This window comes from Sulfitobacter noctilucae, assembly GCF_000622365.1.
GTDB classification, from domain to species: Bacteria; Pseudomonadota; Alphaproteobacteria; order Rhodobacterales; family Rhodobacteraceae; genus Sulfitobacter; species Sulfitobacter noctilucae.
In genome coordinates this window covers 256,512-272,009 of record NZ_JASC01000014.1, presented here as the reverse complement: position 1 = coordinate 272,009, position 15,498 = coordinate 256,512, and the positions used below count along the sequence as shown (strand labels likewise).

Sequence of the window (15,498 nt, the reverse complement as noted above, 5' to 3'; positions counted from 1 at the left end):
CATGTCCGAACAAAGCACGCCCATCCTAGACCGCGCACTAGGACGACTTGATCTGTCTGATGATGCGCGCAAGATGCTGCAGCACGCCCACAAGCGCATCCAGATGTCTGTGCCGATCCGGCGTGACGACGGCACGTTAGAGGTCTTTCTGGCCTGGCGCGTCCAGTACAACACGGTGCTGGGTCCGGCCAAGGGCGGCGTAAGGTTTCATCCGGGCGTGACCCTTGAAGAAGCGACCGAGTTGGCCCGCTGGATGACAATCAAATGCGCGCTCATGGACTTGCCCTTTGGCGGCGGCAAGGGCGGCATTCAGGTCGATCCGAAAAGCCTGTCGCGGCAAGAGCTGGAACGTTTGTCCCGGTCTTTCGTGCGCGAGCTGCACAATCTGATGGGGCCGGACACCGATATTCCCGCACCCGATGTGAACACCAACCCGCGCATCATGGGCTGGATGGCCGATGAATACGACCAGATCGCACGCGCGCGCACCCCGGCCGCGATCACGGGCAAACCGCTGGCCCTTGGTGGCTCCGAAGGGCGCGTGGCGGCCACCGGACAGGCAGCGCTTTATGTGCTGCAGGAATGGGCCAAACGCAGCGACAAGAAACCCAAAGACATCACCGTTGCCGTGCAGGGGTTTGGCAATGCAGGAGCGCATTTTGCGATGCTGGCCCACAAGGCCGGGTTCAAGATTGTTGCTGTATCGGATTCCGGCGGCGCGATCTATGCCAAAGAGGGGCTGGACCCTGAACCAATCCATACCGAGAAGGAAAAAGGCAAAGGGTTGGACAAGGTCTATTCCGATACATCCGTTAGGGATGGCAAGGACCACCAAGAACTTGAAACCAACAAACTACTGGCGCTTGACGTCGACGTGCTGGCATTGGCCGCCCTGCAAGACGCGGTGACAGTGGACAACGTCGGCGACATCCAGGCCGGAGTGATCCTTGAAATCGCCAATGGTCCCGTCAGCCCCGATGCGGATGACACGCTTTATGGCCGCGGTGTAACCGTGCTGCCGGATGTTCTGGTCAATGCCGGTGGTGTGACGGTCAGCTATTATGAATGGATACAGGGCCGCACGGGCGATCGTTGGAGCGCCGAAGAGGTGCACGACCGGCTTAAAGCGCGATTTGACCGCATTGCGCCGCAGTGTTTCGACCGCGCCGAGAAGGACGGCAGCTCAATGCGCGACGCGGCCTATGCCATAGCGGTCGAGCGGATCTCGGCCGCCATCGAAAGCCGCGGGGATTCGTGCTACTTCAAAGGGTGATCACAAGGACCGTAGAACCGCACCGGGGTTCATGATCCCCTTTGGATCAAGCGCGGCTTTGATGGCCCGCATCGCCGACAGCTTGGCCGGATCGCCGTAGTGTTCCAGATCGGCGACCTTGACCCGCCCGATGCCATGTTCTGCCGAGATTGATCCGCCCATGTCATGCACCAGATCATGCACGGCCGCTTTGATCGCGGGGCGTTGGTTTTCATGGTCGCTTCGGGATTTGCCGGGCATGGGGAAGACGTTGTAGTGCAGGTTGCCATCGCCCACATGGCCGAAACAATTGATGCGGAAGTCGCCTATCCGGGCCAGGGTCTCACCGCCTTTTCTGATGAAATCGGGAATGGCGCTTATCGGCACTGAAATATCGTGGCTTGAGACTGAGCCGATGCGGCGGTTCGCTTCGGGGATCATCTCGCGCACGTTCCAGAAATCCGCAGCTTGGGCGGCGTTCTGCGCGATGAGGCCATCTGGCACCAACCCCGCCTCATGGGCCGCCACGAAGAGCGCCTCAAGTGCCGTTGCCGGATCAAGATCGGCGCTCATCCCCAGTTCGATCAGAACGCACCATTCGGGCGGTGTATCGAAGGGCTGTGGCGCACTGGGCAAAACTTCGGCCAGAAAATCAAAGCCCTGGCGGTGGATCAATTCAAAGGCGTTGACCATTTCACCCACTTGGCTTTTGGCGAGCGTCAGCAGGTCGAGGGCCGCTGCGGGGCTGTGCACCACCATCAGCGCGGTGCCGGTCCTTGCGGGTTTGGGAAACAGCTTGAGCGCTGCGGCGGTGATCACGCCCAATGTCCCTTCGGCCCCGATAAGCAAATGGCGCAGATCATAGCCGGTGTTGTTTTTGCGCAGCCGCGTCAGGCCGTTCCAGATTTGCCCATCGGGCAGCACAGCCTCGAGCCCCAAACATAGATCGCGGGTATTGCCGTAGCGCAGCACACCGGTGCCGCCTGCGTTCGTGGCCAGATTGCCGCCGATCCGGGCCGTGCCTTCCGATGCCAAGGAAAGGGGGAACAGCCGGTCCACCGCGTCCGCTGCGTCCTGCACATCGGCCAGCACCACACCCGCTTCGGCGATCAGCACGTTTTCATCCGCATAGACGTCGCGCACTTTGCTCATCCGCTCGAGCGACAGGATCAACGGCGCCGGCCCGTCTGAGGCGATCTGTCCGCCGACCAACCCGGTACCGCCACCATAGGGGATCACACCCACCCCCGCTTCTGACGCATGACGGATCAAGGTTGAGACCTCTTGCACGGAGCGCGGCTGCGCCAGTAGGGCCGTCTGCCCGGCGTAACGGCCACGCGGTTCCTCAAGATAGCGGTCCTCGATCGGGCGGAACACCTCATCTGGCAGGTCAGCGGCAAGGCGGGTGCGAAAGTCGTTATCGGCAGGGTGTAATGTCATGCTGTATTGATCCGGCACCAGCGGGCTGGATGCAAGATGCTATCTTGGCACATTCAGATAAGACGGGCGCAGGACCATGATCGTCGGGCGCGACGGCAGACGGTCCAGCGACACGATCAGCGAAGGGCCGCCGGTTTCGACAATCTGAAACTCGTCGCGCATGCCCATCAGAAAGTCATCCAGCGCAAACTGCGAAAACCAATGCATCGGGATCACGATGGAGGATTTGAGCCGCTTCAGCACCGAGATCATCGTCGGCTGGTCCAGCGTATAGCCACCGTCAACTGGGGCCATCACAACATCAAGCCGCCCGAGTGCCGCATATTGCGCGGGGTCCGGCGCGTGATGCAAATGGCCCAGATGGCCAATGCACAGACCTGCCATCTCGAACACGAAGATCGAATTGCCCTTCGGCTCCACCCCCGAAAACTGCGACCGGATGTCGGTGGAGACATTACGCACCAGCACCTCGCCCAGATCGACATGATGATCGACCCCTTCGCCAAATTCGCCCCAGCCTTTCAGTGCATGGGGAATGGCAGGATCGGGAAACGGGGTCCAATGGCTGTCATGCGCGTGGTTCATTGTGACCACATCCGGCACGAAGGGCAACGTGCCGGTGAAGCCCGTGAAATCGGTGACCATGTTCAGCCCTGCATGGCTGCGGATCAGAAATGACGCATGGGCGATGTAGTGCAGCAGCACGGTTTCCTCGGCCACATCGGGTAGGTTGGCACGGGTGACATAGGCCATGCCGGGTGCCGATTGCGCCAGAGCGATGCAATGGCTGGGCGTGCGGTCGGCCTGCGCGAAGGCGGGGGATGTGAGGGCGAGAAAAGCAATCAGAAAGCTGCGGATCATCGGCGGTCTCCTTTGGCTCGAGCTTAACACAGGTTCGTGCCAGATCACCAAAAGACTGGCATCCTGCGACATTCCGACTTGGCATTTGCCGCGTTTGCGGCGCTACTGCGCTTGAATATGATGCAGGAGAGTTAAGATGCTTCAATCGCGTTCATGGGTGCCCGCGCAGAGCGAAACCCTTGTGCAGTCCCTGGCCGCCCGCACCGCCGGGCAGGACAGCGTAACCATAGCAGCACGCCTTCAGGCCTTGGCCGAGGAAAACCGGGAAATCCACGAACGGCAATGCTTCAACCTCAATCCCGCCACCAATGTTATGTCGCCGCGTGCCGAAGCGATGTTGGCCTCCGGCATCGGCACACGGCCCTCGCTGGGCTATCCGGGCGATAAATACGAAATGGGGCTGGAAGCCATCGAAGAGATCGAGGTGATCACCGCCGAGCTTTGCGCGCAGGTATTCGATGCGCAGTTTGCCGAAATCAGGGTGCCGTCTGGTGCGATGGCGAACCTTTACGGTTTCCTGGCCACCTGCAAACCCGGCGATACCATTATTGCGCCGCCTGCCAGCATCGGGGGGCATGTAACCCATCATGCAGCAGGTTGTGCGGGGTTGTTCGGACTGACCACTGTGACCGCGCCCATGGATGCAGATGGCTATACCGTTGACATCGACGCGCTGCGCAAACTGGCACATAAGGTGAAACCCAAGTTGATCACCATCGGTGCCTCACTCAATCTGTTCGAGCATCCCGTGGCCGCAGTGCGCGGCATCGCGGATGAGGTGGGCGCGAAACTGCTGTTCGATGCGGCACACCAGTGCGGGATCATCGCGGGCCGCGTGTGGCATAATCCGCTGACTGAGGGCGCGCATCTGATGACGATGAGCACCTATAAAAGCCTTGGTGGGCCTCCGGGTGGGCTGATCGTCAGCAACGATGCGGATCTGGCCGAACGGCTGGATGCCATCGCCTTTCCCGGCATGACAGCCAACTTCGACGCCGCAAAATCCGCTGCTCTGGCGTTGACCATGCTCGACTGGCTCGACTTCGGTGCCGAATACGCGGCTCAGATGATTGCGCTGGCGCAGGCCTTGGCGGAAGCTTTGGACGCGCGCAGCGTGCCGGTGTTCCGCACCGCAAATGGCATCACCAATTCGCATCAATTCGCATTGGAGGCCGCGACTTATGGCGGTGGGCAGGCGGCATCGAAAAAACTGCGCCAAGCCGGGTTTCTGGCATGCGGCATTGGCCTGCCTATCCCAGAGGTCGCGGGCGATATGAACGGGCTGCGCATGGGAACGCCGGAATTAGTGCGCTGGGGTGTGGGTCTGGATCATGTGGACAGGCTGGCCGATTTGATCGCGCAGGCGCTTCAGACCGATGGTGCCGCAGCGCTTGCCTCACAAACCCGCGCCTTTCGGTCCGAGTTTACCAGCCTGCACTATGTCGGTGGCTGACGCCTAACCCACATCCGTCTTCCCGCGCCGATCACTGCGCAGGGCTGCATAAAGAACGTGGGTGCGCCAGCGCCCGTCGATCTGCAAATAACTTTGCGCGACACCTTCGTATTTGAACCCGGTCTTTTCCAGCAGCCCGCGCGAGGCGGTATTCTCAGGCAGGCAAGCTGCTTCAATACGGCTGAGATCGAGGCGGGTGAAGGCATGATGTACCAGCGCATGGATCGCTTCGCGCATGTAGCCTTGGCGCGCGAATTGCTCGCCGGTCCAGTAGCCCAGTGTGCCCGACTGCGCAGGCCCTCGTCGGATGTTGTCCAACGTAATCGCACCCATCAACACTTCATCCTCGCGCCGCACCAGGAAAAGTGGCACCGCAGAGCCGGAGGTGATCGACCTTTGGGACCAATAGACACGATTGGTGAACGCCTTGCGGCTGAGGTGATCGTCAGCCCAGATTGGCTCCCATTTGGTGAGAAAATCACGGCTTTTGACCCGCAGGGCAGTCCATGTGCGATAATCGGCATGCTGCGGGGCGCGCAGGGTCAGCCGTTCGGTTTCAATCCGCAGTTTCCGTTTGAGCGACAGCATCAGGCAGCGCGACGCTCCTCAAGGTTTTGCAAGCTGGGTGCTCCTTCGACCGGCCCGTAAAGCGCCAGCGCCGCCGGTGCCGAACCGGCCATCCGCTCGGCCAGATCGCGCACGTCCCCCGTGGTAACAGCATCAATCTTTTCAATGGTCTCCGACAGGGGCGGGATCCGGTCCCAGATCTGAATGAGCCGCGCCAGACGCTCGGCCCGGTTCGACGGACTCTCCAGCCCCATGAGCAAGCCCGCTTTCATCTGCGCACGTGCGCGTGCGACCTCGGCCGGGGACATATCACTGGCCGCGCGTTTCATCTCGTCAATCGTGATTTCAGCCAGTTCGGGCAGCTGTTCTGCAGAAGTGCCCGCATAAATCGTGGTCATGCCGGTATCCGCATAGGCACCGGCCTGCGCAAAGATTGTGTAGCACAGGCCGCGGTTCTCGCGAATTTCCTGAAACAAGCGCGAGGACATGCCGCCGCCCAAAGCCGAGGCATAAATTTGCGCCACATAGATATCGTCGGCACTGTAGCCGGGCGATTCAAACCCCAGCGCGAAATGGGCTTGCTCCAACGATTTGTCCTGCCGGAACTCGCCGCCTTTGAAACTGGCGCTGTCCATCTGAAACAAAGGTTTGGCTGGCATATCGCCAAAAAGTTCTTCGGCCAGTCTGACGATGGCATCGTGATCCACCGCACCGGCGGCAGCCAGCACCATCTGCTCGGGTCCATAATGATCGGCGATAAATCCCTGCAGATCGGCGCGACCAAAGTTTGACACGCGTTCGCTGGGTCCAAGGATCGTACGGCCAAGCGCCTGACCCGGATAGGCTTGCTCTTGCAACCAGTCAAAGATGACATCGTCCGGCGTATCAAGCGCCTGCCCGATCTCTTGCAGGATCACACCGCGCTCGACCTCAATCTCGTTCGGGTCCAGCACCGGGTTGCGCAGGATGTCCGCGATGACATCAAGGCCAAGCGCCACGTCGTTTTCCAACACGCGAACGTAATAGGCGGTGACTTCGCGGCTGGTGTAAGCATTTATATAGCCGCCTACATCCTCGATCGCTTCGGCAATTTGCAAGGAGGTGCGCCGTTCGGTTCCTTTAAACGCCATATGCTCAAGGAAATGCGCGATCCCGTTTTGCTTGGGCGTCTCATGACGGCCGCCTGCATTGACCCAGATGCCGATGGAGGCCGACGCCAGCCCGGGCATATGTTCGGTAACGATGCGAAAGCCGTTTGGCAGGCGGTGTTCGTTCAGGCTCATAGGCCAAGCGCCCCTTTGATATGTGATTTCAATGCGTCCATGTCATTGGCGACACGTGTCAGGCGCTCCTCACGCTCGAAAAGATCGGCCATTCGAGGCGGCAGGGGTGGGCGGATGCTGGTGGCAGCCTCGACCGCATCAGGGAATTTCGCGGGATGCGCGGTGGCGAGGGTAACCATCGGGGTGGCCTCTTCGCGCTGTTCATCGGCCACTTTGACGCCGACTGCAGAATGCGGACAAAGCAACTCGCCGGTGGTCTTGAGCCGGTCGCTGATCGTGGCCGTGGTTTCCGCCTCTGATGCGCGGCCCGATGAATACGTGTCGGACAGGACCTGCATCGCACCTTGGCTCACGTCAAACCCGCCTTCGCTCAGCTCGGTCATCAGTTGCGCGACAGCATTCCCATCGCGGTCATAGGCATCAAAAAGAGCGCGTTCAAAGTTGGAGCTGACCTGAATGTCCATCGAAGGGCTGATCGAGGGATGCACGCTGCCCTTGTGATAGCCCTGCCCTTTCAAACACCGGTCCAGAATGTCGTTCTGGTTGGTTGCCACAACGAGATCCTTGATCGGCAGACCCATCCGCTTGGCGATATAGCCCGCGAAAATATCCCCGAAATTGCCCGTGGGTACGGTAAAGCTGATCTCGCGTGCAGGCGCACCAAGCGACACGGCAGAGCTAAAGTAATAGACCACCTGCGCCAACACCCGGCCCCAGTTGATCGAGTTGACGCCTGCCAGTTTCACACCATCGCGGAATTCGAAATCGTTGAACATATCCTTCAGTCGCGCCTGACAGTCATCGAAATCGCCATCGACGGCCAGGGCGTGCACGTTGGATTCTGTCGGTGTGGTCATCTGCCGGCGCTGCACATCCGACACACGCCCGTGCGGGTAGAGAATAAACACATCCACATTGTCCAAGCCCCGAAATGCCTCAATCGCGGCAGAACCGGTATCGCCAGAGGTGGCACCGACGATGGTCACGCGCTCGCCTTTTCGGCCTAAAGCCAGCTGGAACATCTGGCCGATCAATTGCATGGCGAAATCCTTGAACGCCAGCGTAGGACCGTGAAAAAGCTCAAGCAGGAAATGGTTCGGCGCAAGCTGTACCAGCGGCGCACGCGCGGTGTGACCAAAGCCGCCATAGGCGTTGGCGATCAATTGGCGGAATTCCGCGTCGGTAAACGTGTTTCCGATGAAAGGGCGCATTACAGTGAACGCGATATCCTCGTAGGATTGGCCATTCATCGCGGCAATCTGGTCGTGGGTCAGCGTCGGGATCGTCTCGGGCACATAAAGGCCACCGTCGCGGGCAAGGCCGGTCAGCATCGCTTCTTCAAAACTCAGAACGGGGGCTGTGCCACGGGTGGAGATATAGCGCATTTTTGGTCAGCTTTCGGATGAGGAGGCGCGGCGGCGGCGCAAGAACAAGAGAGACATGGCCAGCCAGATGGCCGCCAGTGAGAACCAGGTGATGGCGTATTGCAAGTGGTCGTTCGGAATACGGCTGGTGTCGACCGGAAAAGGGGCGACGCCACTTTCAGCAGGTGAAACACTGCGTGCGACGATCAGCACCGGATCGGTGTCGAGGGCGGCTGCCATCGCAGGCACATCGCGGGCGAACCAGATATTGTTGGCGATATCCGGCTCTGGCGTGAAATCATCCGTTTCTTGTGGCCACTGCAGATTGCCGGTGACGGTAACCTCTGCTGCCGGACTGTCAGGCTGCGCAGCATTAACGGCAATGAACCCGCGGTCAAGCAAGACACGCACCCCGGCGTTCTCGAACGCCGTGATCAGGCGGTAGCCCGCACCGATGTCTTTCTGCGAGACCAACACGCGCAAGGTGTCCCCGGCCATCACGCCGGTCGCCTGCACAGGCAGGTAGGCATCTGTGGCGGGATCGGGACTGGCGGGCAAGTCCACGGGCGTCGCGAGGATACGCGCGTCGATGTCTGCAATTACGCCTTCTTTCCAGGCCAGCCGCTGGATTTGCCAGACGCCCAGCGACACCAGAATGGCAGCGCCGCCGAGGCCGATCAGGATGAGGAAAAGAACGCGGTTCATAGCAACACTCGAACAGACGAAAAAGCGCGCGAAGCAGAATGTTCGCGCGCTTGGCTTTTCAGATATCAGAGCCGCAGATGCAACCCCGTGCGACTGTCTGATGACAGAGCCCGCTTAGTGTGACGGGACACCCCAGACGTAGACGGCGAAGAACAGGAATAGCCAAACCACGTCAACGAAGTGCCAGTACCAGGCCGCTGCTTCGAAACCGACATGTCTTTCAGGCGTAAAGTCGCCCCGCATGGCGCGGATCAGACAAATGCCCAGGAAGATCGTACCGATAATCACATGCATGCCGTGGAAACCTGTCGCCATGAAGAAGGCCGAGAAGAACGCATCGCCACCAAACACCCAATCGTGGTGCAGGATCAGCTCGGCATATTCGTAGGCCTGAAGCGCGGTAAAGAAGACACCCAGCACGATCGAAATGGCCAGTCCGGTGATCAAGTCCTTGCGGTTGTTTTCATGGACCAGCGCATGGTGGGCCCAGGTCACGGCACAGCCCGAAAGGAGTAGGATCAGCGTGTTGATCAGCGGCAGGTGAAAGGCGTTTACCGGATCAAAGACCGGGGGCACGTATTCCGACCCCACATATTCGTTCATCGGATAGAACGCCTGTTTGAAGAAGGTCCAGAACCACGCGGCAAAGAACATGACTTCGGACATGATGAACAGGATGAAGCCATAGCGCAGGCCGATGCGGACCACGGTGGTGTGGTCGCCCACACGGCTTTCCAGCACAACTTCGCGCCACCAGCCGAACATCACATAAAGAACGGCGACAAAACCGCCCCAGAACAGGAAGGGCGTGACCCCGTGCATCCACAGCACAGCGCCAAACAGCATAACGAAACCGGCAAGCGAACCCAGCAGGGGCCAGCTGGACGGTGCGAGAATATGGTAATCGTGGTTCTTTGCGTTTGCCATAACTGGCGGTCCCTTCTTAGTTCAGGTCTGTTGTGGTCTCTGCGTCAAGGGAGGCGTATCCCTCGGGCAGATCAATTTCGTAGAATGTATAGGAAAGCGTGATGGTGTGTACATACTGTCCGTCGCGGTCAGTGACGATTTCGGGATCAACGAAGAAGCTGACGGGCATTTGTACGCGCTCACCGGGGGCCAAAACCTGTTCGGTAAAGCAAAAGCAATCGATCTTGTCGAAAAACGCGCCTGCGGTGTAGGGCGTGACGTTGTAGCTTGCTTGTCCGGCGATGGGTCGGTCGGTCGGGTTGTAGGCCTCGTAAAAGGCGAGCCCTGTTTCACCAATGCGAATTTCCATCTCGCGCTCGACCGGCTTGAATTCCCACGCCATGTTGTCATTCAACGTGCCGTCAAAGCGGATCTTGATGGTTTGGTCCAGAATTTCATCGGATGACACCTCGACCTGGCCCGGAACGCCGCCAAAGCCGGTGACGCGACAGAACCAATCGTAGAAGGGGACAGATGCCCATGCCAGTCCGCCCATGACCACGACGAGGGATACGGTTTGAGCAACGGTTTTTGCAGGTCCAGAGAGTGCCATCAGTCGTTTGCCTCCGATCCAGTTGCCGGTGTGGCGGTGCCCGGCGCGCGGGCGAAATCGGTCTGGGTGATTTTGACGAAGGTCAAAAGCATGATCAGCACCACAAAGCCGGCCAACATAATGCCGACACCCACATTGCGGCCTTTGCGGCGGCTATGCAGTTCGTGTTCGGTACGGATGCCCATTACCAGCCTCCCAGCCCGTATGGACGCAAGGTGGCTTCGATCAGGATCGCGCCGAAGTGCAGGAACAGATAATAGAGCGACAACCGAAAGAATTTACGCTCAACCGCGTAATTGTCTTCCTCTGCCATCACCTCGTCGCGCTGCCAGATGCGATAGGCCCCAAGCAGGAACAGCGCATTCAGGACAACGGCTGTGGCAAGATAGATGTAGCCACCAATAGCTGTGAACCCGGTGCCGACGGCAAGGATGACCAGCAAAACTGTATAGGCAAGGATATGACGGCGTGTAGAAGGGCGGCCGTGCGTTACTGTCAGCATCGGCACATTCGCGTCGTCATAGTCAGAGCGCATAAACAATGCCAGCGCCCAGAAGTGAGGCGGTGTCCACATGAAGATCAGCGCAAACATCAACCATGCCTCAACCGAGAAGCTGCCTGTGGCGATGATCCAACCGATAACGGGTGGAAAAGCGCCCGCCGCGCCGCCAATGACGATATTCTGCGGAGTGGCGCGCTTGAGCCACATGGAATAGAAGACCGCGTAGAACAGGATGGTGAACAACAGCATCCCCGCGGCCAGCAGATTGGCGCTGAGCGCCAGCATCATGACCGACAGGAAGGACAGCCCAACACCAAGGGCCAGTGCCTCGCCCGGCTGTACCTTTCCCGCAGGGATAGGACGTTTCGCGGTACGCCGCATCACTGCATCAATATCGGCGTCCCACCACATGTTCAGCGCACCCGAGGCCCCTGCCCCGATGGCGACGAACAGGATCGACGCAAAGCCGATCACCGGATGTACCGACACCGGTGCCGCCAGCATGCCTACCACAGCGGTAAAGACCACAAGCTGCATCACGCGCGGCTTCAACAGAGCGAAATAGTCGCCCAGCTGCGCGTCATATTCAGCGGCAGGTGTATTGGTGATATCTGTCATAGGTCACCTTAAATCTTGGCGAAATACACGAAGCACAGCTCCCTGTATCAGCTATCGACGTTAAGAATACCTTGGGCCTCGTGGCCCAAGGTTGACGCAGTTCAGCGCGAGGCGATCGTCAATGGCTGAGGGATGCCCGCGTATTCTTCGATCGCATTGCCCAGCCACTCGTCGTAGACCTCTTGGGACACAACTTTGACCGTGATCGGCATATAAGCGTGCGCTTGACCGCAAAGCTCGGAACACTGGCCAAAGTAGACACCTTCCTTGTCAGCAGAGAACCACAGTTCGGCCAAACGGCCTGGCACAGCGTCCTGCTTCACACCAAAGGCCGGGATGGTCCAAGAGTGGATCACATCAGCACCGGTGACTTGCATCACGATGGTCTTGCCAACGGGCACAACAACCGCAGTGTCAGTGGCTAAAAGCCATTCGTCACGTGAGTAGCCCGCTTCTTCCAGCTTGGCGACCATCACATCGTCGAGACGGTTGGCGATTGCGCCCGCGTCTTCGTCGGCTGCTGTAATCGTGGCGGGTGCACCGATCATGTAGCTGTCAAAAGCGAACCCATTGTCGACGTACTCGTAATTCCAGTACCACTGATGACCGACCACTTTGATCGTGATGTCGGCTGCTGGAATTTCCTGCTGGCGGAACAGAATAGGCAACGAATAGGCACCAATCAGCACCAGGATCAGGATCGGACCAACGGTCCATGCCACTTCAACAGGCGTGTGGTGCGTAAAGGAAGCAGGCTCGGGGTTGCGCTTGGCGTTATACCGGATGCAGACCCAAAGGATCAGGGCTGTCACAAAGAGGGTGATTACGGTGATGATCACCAGAATCAGCCAGTCGAGATCGTGAATGTCCTGAGCAAGCCGAGTCGCTGCGGGCTGAAAACCCATTTCGCCATTCGTGGGCCTTCCGATCACGTCCAGGTCATCGATCCGCAACGCGTCCTGCGCCATTGCGGGCAAGGCGGAAAAGCTGGCCATTAGCGCACTGAGGGAGAGAAGATTTTTCATGTGTCGTCCTGATCTTTTGACCGAATTTGGCTACGTGTTCATGGCGAAAGAGCTGTTTGTGCCCCCTGCCGTTGTATTCTTGATGCTTACAATCATATTCTATCCCCAAGATAAAGTCTTTCGATTGCGTCAAACGGACGCGAAGCACCGGAATCTTCGTAAAATAGGATATGCTCCCCATGACTGAAACGCCATTTTCACCATTTGACACCGATCTGGAACGCGAAACCGCATTGCGCGTGCTGCGCGACGCGGTGGCGGGTGCTGACGATGGCGAATTGTTCTTTGAACGACGCCGTTCAGAGGCGCTGATGTTTGATGATGGCAGGCTTAAGACTGCCAGCTATGACGCATCAGAAGGATTCGGCTTGCGTGCGGTGCGCGGTGAGGTGGCGGGCTATGCCCATTCCACCGAGATCTCCGAATCTGCTCTGCGCCGGGCATCGGAAACCGCACGCTTGGCGGTGGGCGACGGGGGTGGCACATGGGCCGATGCGCCCGAAGGCACCAACCTCAAGCTCTATACCGATGCTGACCCGATCGAAGGGGCAGCCTTTCCGGTCAAGGTCGACACCCTGCGCGAGATGGATGATTTTGCCCGCAGTCTGGACGAACGCGTAGTGCAGGTGACCGCCAGCATTGCCGCCAGCCTGCAAGAAGTAGAGATATTGCGCCCCGAAGGCACCTCCGTGCGCGATATCCGCCCGATGACGCGGGTCAATATTGCGGTCATCGTTGAACAGGACGGACGGCGTGAAAGCGGCAGTGCGGGTGGCGGCGGGCGCATGGGTCTTAATGGGCTGCTCGACCCTGCCGACTGGCAGGCAAAGACCCGCGAAGCTTTGCGCATCGCTGTTGTCAATCTCGAAGCTGTGCCGGCCCCTGCCGGCGTCATGGATGTGGTGCTTGGCCCCGGCTGGCCCGGCATCTTGCTGCACGAAGCAATTGGTCACGGACTTGAGGGGGATTTCAATCGCAAAGGCAGCTCCGCCTTTGCCGGGTTGATGGGCCAGCAGATCGCGGCCCTTGGTGTAACGGTGCTGGACGATGGCACGATACCTGACCGGCGCGGCTCTATCTCGGTTGATGATGAAGGCACGCCCAGCGCGAAAAACGTGTTGATCGAGAACGGCAAGCTGGTTGGCTATATGCAAGACCGGCAGAATGCGCGGCTGATGGGCGTGCGCAGCACGGGCAATGGGCGGCGGCAATCCTATGCGCATATCCCGATGCCGCGCATGACCAACACCTATATGTTGGGCGGTGATGTGGCCCCCGGTGATATTGTGGCCGACCTGAAGGACGGTATCTATGCTGTGGGCTTTGGCGGTGGACAGGTGGATATCACCAACGGCAAATTCGTGTTTTCCTGTACCGAGGCTTACCGCGTGCAGAACGGTATTGTCGGCGCCCCCGTCAAGGGCGCAACCCTGATCGGCGATGGCGCCACTGCGCTGAAACAGATCCGCGCGATCGGGAATGATCCTGCGCTTGATCCAGGGATGGGGAACTGTGGCAAGCAAGGCCAATGGGTACCTGTTGGCGTGGGCCAGCCTACGCTGATGATTGGCGGGTTGACTGTCGGGGGCTCTGCTGCCTGAAATATTTCAACAAGGCGTTACCCAAACCGTTCAAAGCTAGCAGGCATTGGCCTCAATCGATTCATCCCCTGTTAACCAGGTCTCAGTATATCTGATTCTTGCAACGGACGGAGCATCGGGATGACTGACAAGGACGACTATCCTTCTTCCACTCACCCCCCACTCCCACCCACCCCGGAAGATGAACGGTTTTCCCGCCTTCGTCTGTTGCGCTCGCGCCGGGTCGGCATAGCGACGTATAAACGACTGCTGATTGAACACGGCACTGCGCAGAACGCGCTGGCCGCGCTACCTGAAGTAGCGCGCGCCGCGGGCGTTTCAGATTACCGCATTTGTCCCGAAGGCGTGGTGCATGCAGAGGTTAAAGCGGGGCGCACATTGGGTGCGCGCCTGATTGCTTACGGCGACAAAGACTATCCAACCGCATTGGCCGATATTGACGATGCCCCCCCGTTCCTATGGACCTTGGGCGATACATCTTTGCTGGCCCGCCCGATGGTCTCGCTCGTCGGCGCACGCAATGCTTCGTCTTTAGGGACCCGCATGGCCAAATCGCTGGCGCGTGATCTGGGTGCCGCAGGCTTTGTGGTGGTCTCCGGTCTTGCCCGCGGGGTCGATGCAGCAGCCCATCTGGCAGCGCTCGACACGGGCACCATCGCGGTGCAGGCAGGTGGTGTCGACGTCATGTACCCGGCAGAAAACACCGAGCTGGCCATGTCTATTGCTTCATCCGGCCTGCGCCTGTCCGAACAGCCAATGGGCCTGCAGCCTATGGCGCGGCATTTTCCCAGCCGGAACCGGATCATCTCAGGCCTGTCGCGGGCTACAATTGTGGTTGAGGCTGCGGCGAAGTCCGGCAGTCTGATCACAGCCCGCGATGCGCTGGATCAAGGGCGCGAAGTGCTGGCCGTACCGGGCCATCCCTTCGATGCACGCGCCTCAGGGTGCAACATGCTGCTGCGCGACGGCGCAACCTTGATCCGGTCGGCCGCTGACGTGCTGGAGGTGCTCGGCCCCGTAAAGCAAGCCAGTTTGCCGCTGGACCAGCCGCCGGGCGCCCCACCGGAACGCAGCCTGCGCGAAACGGCGGATTTGCACACAATGATACTGTCGCGTCTTGGCCCTTCCCCACTGGCCGAAGATCAACTGATCCGTGATCTGGCAACCCCGGCATCCGACGTTGCCCCGGCCCTGGTTGATCTAGAGCTTGAAGGCCAGATCACGCGCCGGCCGGGCGGCTTGCTGGCACGGGTCGTCTAGGCGTCGAGGCAATCAGACACCTCCTCTTTCACCCACCCCAGAGGCACT

Annotated in this window: 15 protein-coding genes; 4 read left to right on the top strand and 11 right to left on the bottom strand. The window is 59.4% G+C overall.

Translation table 11 applies throughout. The annotated features are described in order from the left end of the window. Position 1 precedes the first annotated feature (1 nt). Positions 2-1,273, top strand: a complete 1,272-nt coding sequence (locus Z945_RS0111525) for a Glu/Leu/Phe/Val family dehydrogenase (protein WP_025052262.1) — start codon at positions 2-4, stop codon at positions 1,271-1,273. On the opposite strand, the gene Z945_RS0111520 is transcribed toward Z945_RS0111525, so the two are convergent. Further along, positions 1,274-2,692 carry an FAD-binding oxidoreductase gene (locus tag Z945_RS0111520; RefSeq protein WP_025052261.1) on the bottom strand — a complete coding sequence of 473 codons (1,419 nt, stop codon included), beginning with the start codon at positions 2,690-2,692 and terminating at the stop codon, positions 1,274-1,276. Between the two features lie 39 nt (positions 2,693-2,731). Then, on the bottom strand, positions 2,732-3,553 hold the full coding sequence (locus Z945_RS0111515) for an MBL fold metallo-hydrolase (protein ID WP_025052260.1): 822 nt from the start codon (positions 3,551-3,553) through the stop codon (positions 2,732-2,734). A gap of 136 nt (positions 3,554-3,689) precedes the next feature. Here Z945_RS0111515 and Z945_RS0111510 point away from each other — a divergent pair, with 136 nt between their 5' ends. Next, positions 3,690-5,006 (top strand): serine hydroxymethyltransferase, encoded by a 1,317-nt coding sequence (locus Z945_RS0111510; protein ID WP_025052259.1) that lies wholly within the window; start codon positions 3,690-3,692, stop codon positions 5,004-5,006. A 3-nt stretch (positions 5,007-5,009) separates the two neighbouring features. Here the strand turns inward: Z945_RS0111510 and Z945_RS0111505 are convergent, their stop codons facing one another. From Z945_RS0111505 to coxB, 9 genes are all read right to left on the bottom strand, one after another. Continuing rightward, the gene (locus Z945_RS0111505) at positions 5,010-5,594 is read right to left on the bottom strand and encodes a GNAT family N-acetyltransferase (protein ID WP_025052258.1); all 585 of its coding nucleotides are present in this window, start codon (positions 5,592-5,594) and stop codon (positions 5,010-5,012) included. Continuing rightward, a complete protein-coding gene (locus tag Z945_RS0111500) occupies positions 5,594-6,856 on the bottom strand; it encodes a M16 family metallopeptidase (protein ID WP_025052257.1) in 1,263 nt (420 codons plus the stop codon). The genes Z945_RS0111505 and Z945_RS0111500 overlap by 1 nt, the downstream gene beginning before the upstream one ends. Then, a complete protein-coding gene (gene thrC / locus Z945_RS0111495) occupies positions 6,853-8,241 on the bottom strand; it encodes a threonine synthase (protein ID WP_025052256.1) in 1,389 nt (462 codons plus the stop codon). The genes Z945_RS0111500 and thrC overlap by 4 nt, the downstream gene beginning before the upstream one ends. Positions 8,242-8,247: 6 nt before the next feature. After that, positions 8,248-8,925, bottom strand: a complete 678-nt coding sequence (locus Z945_RS0111490) for an SURF1 family protein (protein ID WP_025052255.1) — start codon at positions 8,923-8,925, stop codon at positions 8,248-8,250. Between the two features lie 114 nt (positions 8,926-9,039). After that, positions 9,040-9,852 (bottom strand): cytochrome c oxidase subunit 3, encoded by an 813-nt coding sequence (locus Z945_RS0111485; protein WP_025052254.1) that lies wholly within the window; start codon positions 9,850-9,852, stop codon positions 9,040-9,042. 16 nt (positions 9,853-9,868) lie between these two features. Further along, the gene (locus Z945_RS0111480; RefSeq protein WP_025052253.1) at positions 9,869-10,444 is read right to left on the bottom strand and encodes a cytochrome c oxidase assembly protein; all 576 of its coding nucleotides are present in this window, start codon (positions 10,442-10,444) and stop codon (positions 9,869-9,871) included. Further along, positions 10,444-10,629 (bottom strand): hypothetical protein, encoded by a 186-nt coding sequence (locus Z945_RS0111475; RefSeq protein WP_025052252.1) that lies wholly within the window; start codon positions 10,627-10,629, stop codon positions 10,444-10,446. The genes Z945_RS0111480 and Z945_RS0111475 overlap by 1 nt, the downstream gene beginning before the upstream one ends. Next, the gene (gene cyoE, locus Z945_RS0111470; protein WP_025052251.1) at positions 10,629-11,564 is read right to left on the bottom strand and encodes a heme o synthase; all 936 of its coding nucleotides are present in this window, start codon (positions 11,562-11,564) and stop codon (positions 10,629-10,631) included. Before cyoE ends, Z945_RS0111475 begins: the two co-directional genes overlap by 1 nt. Before the next feature lie 101 nt (positions 11,565-11,665). Then, a complete protein-coding gene (gene coxB, locus Z945_RS0111465) occupies positions 11,666-12,589 on the bottom strand; it encodes a cytochrome c oxidase subunit II (RefSeq protein WP_025052250.1) in 924 nt (307 codons plus the stop codon). 179 nt (positions 12,590-12,768) lie between these two features. On the opposite strand from coxB, the gene tldD reads away from it, so the two are divergent. Both tldD and dprA read left to right on the top strand, forming a co-directional pair. Further along, positions 12,769-14,190, top strand: a complete 1,422-nt coding sequence (gene tldD / locus Z945_RS0111455; RefSeq protein WP_025052248.1) for a metalloprotease TldD — start codon at positions 12,769-12,771, stop codon at positions 14,188-14,190. A 120-nt stretch (positions 14,191-14,310) separates the two neighbouring features. Beyond that, positions 14,311-15,450, top strand: coding sequence for a DNA-processing protein DprA (dprA, locus tag Z945_RS0111450; RefSeq protein ID WP_025052247.1), 1,140 nt, complete (start codon positions 14,311-14,313; stop codon positions 15,448-15,450). Positions 15,451-15,498: the final 48 nt, after the last annotated feature.

What these genes read in the sequence shown, in the direction of transcription:
- coxB (WP_025052250.1), bottom strand. Translation starts at nt 12,589, where the DNA reads ATGAAAAATCTTCTCTCCCTCAGTGCGCTAATGGCCAGCTTTTCCGCC.
- thrC (WP_025052256.1), bottom strand. Translation starts at nt 8,241, where the DNA reads ATGCGCTATATCTCCACCCGTGGCACAGCCCCCGTTCTGAGTTTTGAA.
- Z945_RS0111475 (WP_025052252.1), bottom strand. Translation starts at nt 10,629, where the DNA reads ATGGGCATCCGTACCGAACACGAACTGCATAGCCGCCGCAAAGGCCGC.
- cyoE (WP_025052251.1), bottom strand. Translation starts at nt 11,564, where the DNA reads ATGACAGATATCACCAATACACCTGCCGCTGAATATGACGCGCAGCTG.
- Z945_RS0111485 (WP_025052254.1), bottom strand. Translation starts at nt 9,852, where the DNA reads ATGGCAAACGCAAAGAACCACGATTACCATATTCTCGCACCGTCCAGC.
- tldD (WP_025052248.1), top strand. Translation starts at nt 12,769, where the DNA reads ATGACTGAAACGCCATTTTCACCATTTGACACCGATCTGGAACGCGAA.
- dprA (WP_025052247.1), top strand. Translation starts at nt 14,311, where the DNA reads ATGACTGACAAGGACGACTATCCTTCTTCCACTCACCCCCCACTCCCA.
- Z945_RS0111520 (WP_025052261.1), bottom strand. Translation starts at nt 2,692, where the DNA reads ATGACATTACACCCTGCCGATAACGACTTTCGCACCCGCCTTGCCGCT.
- Z945_RS0111525 (WP_025052262.1), top strand. Translation starts at nt 2, where the DNA reads ATGTCCGAACAAAGCACGCCCATCCTAGACCGCGCACTAGGACGACTT.
- Z945_RS0111510 (WP_025052259.1), top strand. Translation starts at nt 3,690, where the DNA reads ATGCTTCAATCGCGTTCATGGGTGCCCGCGCAGAGCGAAACCCTTGTG.
- Z945_RS0111490 (WP_025052255.1), bottom strand. Translation starts at nt 8,925, where the DNA reads ATGAACCGCGTTCTTTTCCTCATCCTGATCGGCCTCGGCGGCGCTGCC.
- Z945_RS0111505 (WP_025052258.1), bottom strand. Translation starts at nt 5,594, where the DNA reads ATGCTGTCGCTCAAACGGAAACTGCGGATTGAAACCGAACGGCTGACC.
- Z945_RS0111480 (WP_025052253.1), bottom strand. Translation starts at nt 10,444, where the DNA reads ATGGCACTCTCTGGACCTGCAAAAACCGTTGCTCAAACCGTATCCCTC.
- Z945_RS0111500 (WP_025052257.1), bottom strand. Translation starts at nt 6,856, where the DNA reads ATGAGCCTGAACGAACACCGCCTGCCAAACGGCTTTCGCATCGTTACC.
- Z945_RS0111515 (WP_025052260.1), bottom strand. Translation starts at nt 3,553, where the DNA reads ATGATCCGCAGCTTTCTGATTGCTTTTCTCGCCCTCACATCCCCCGCC.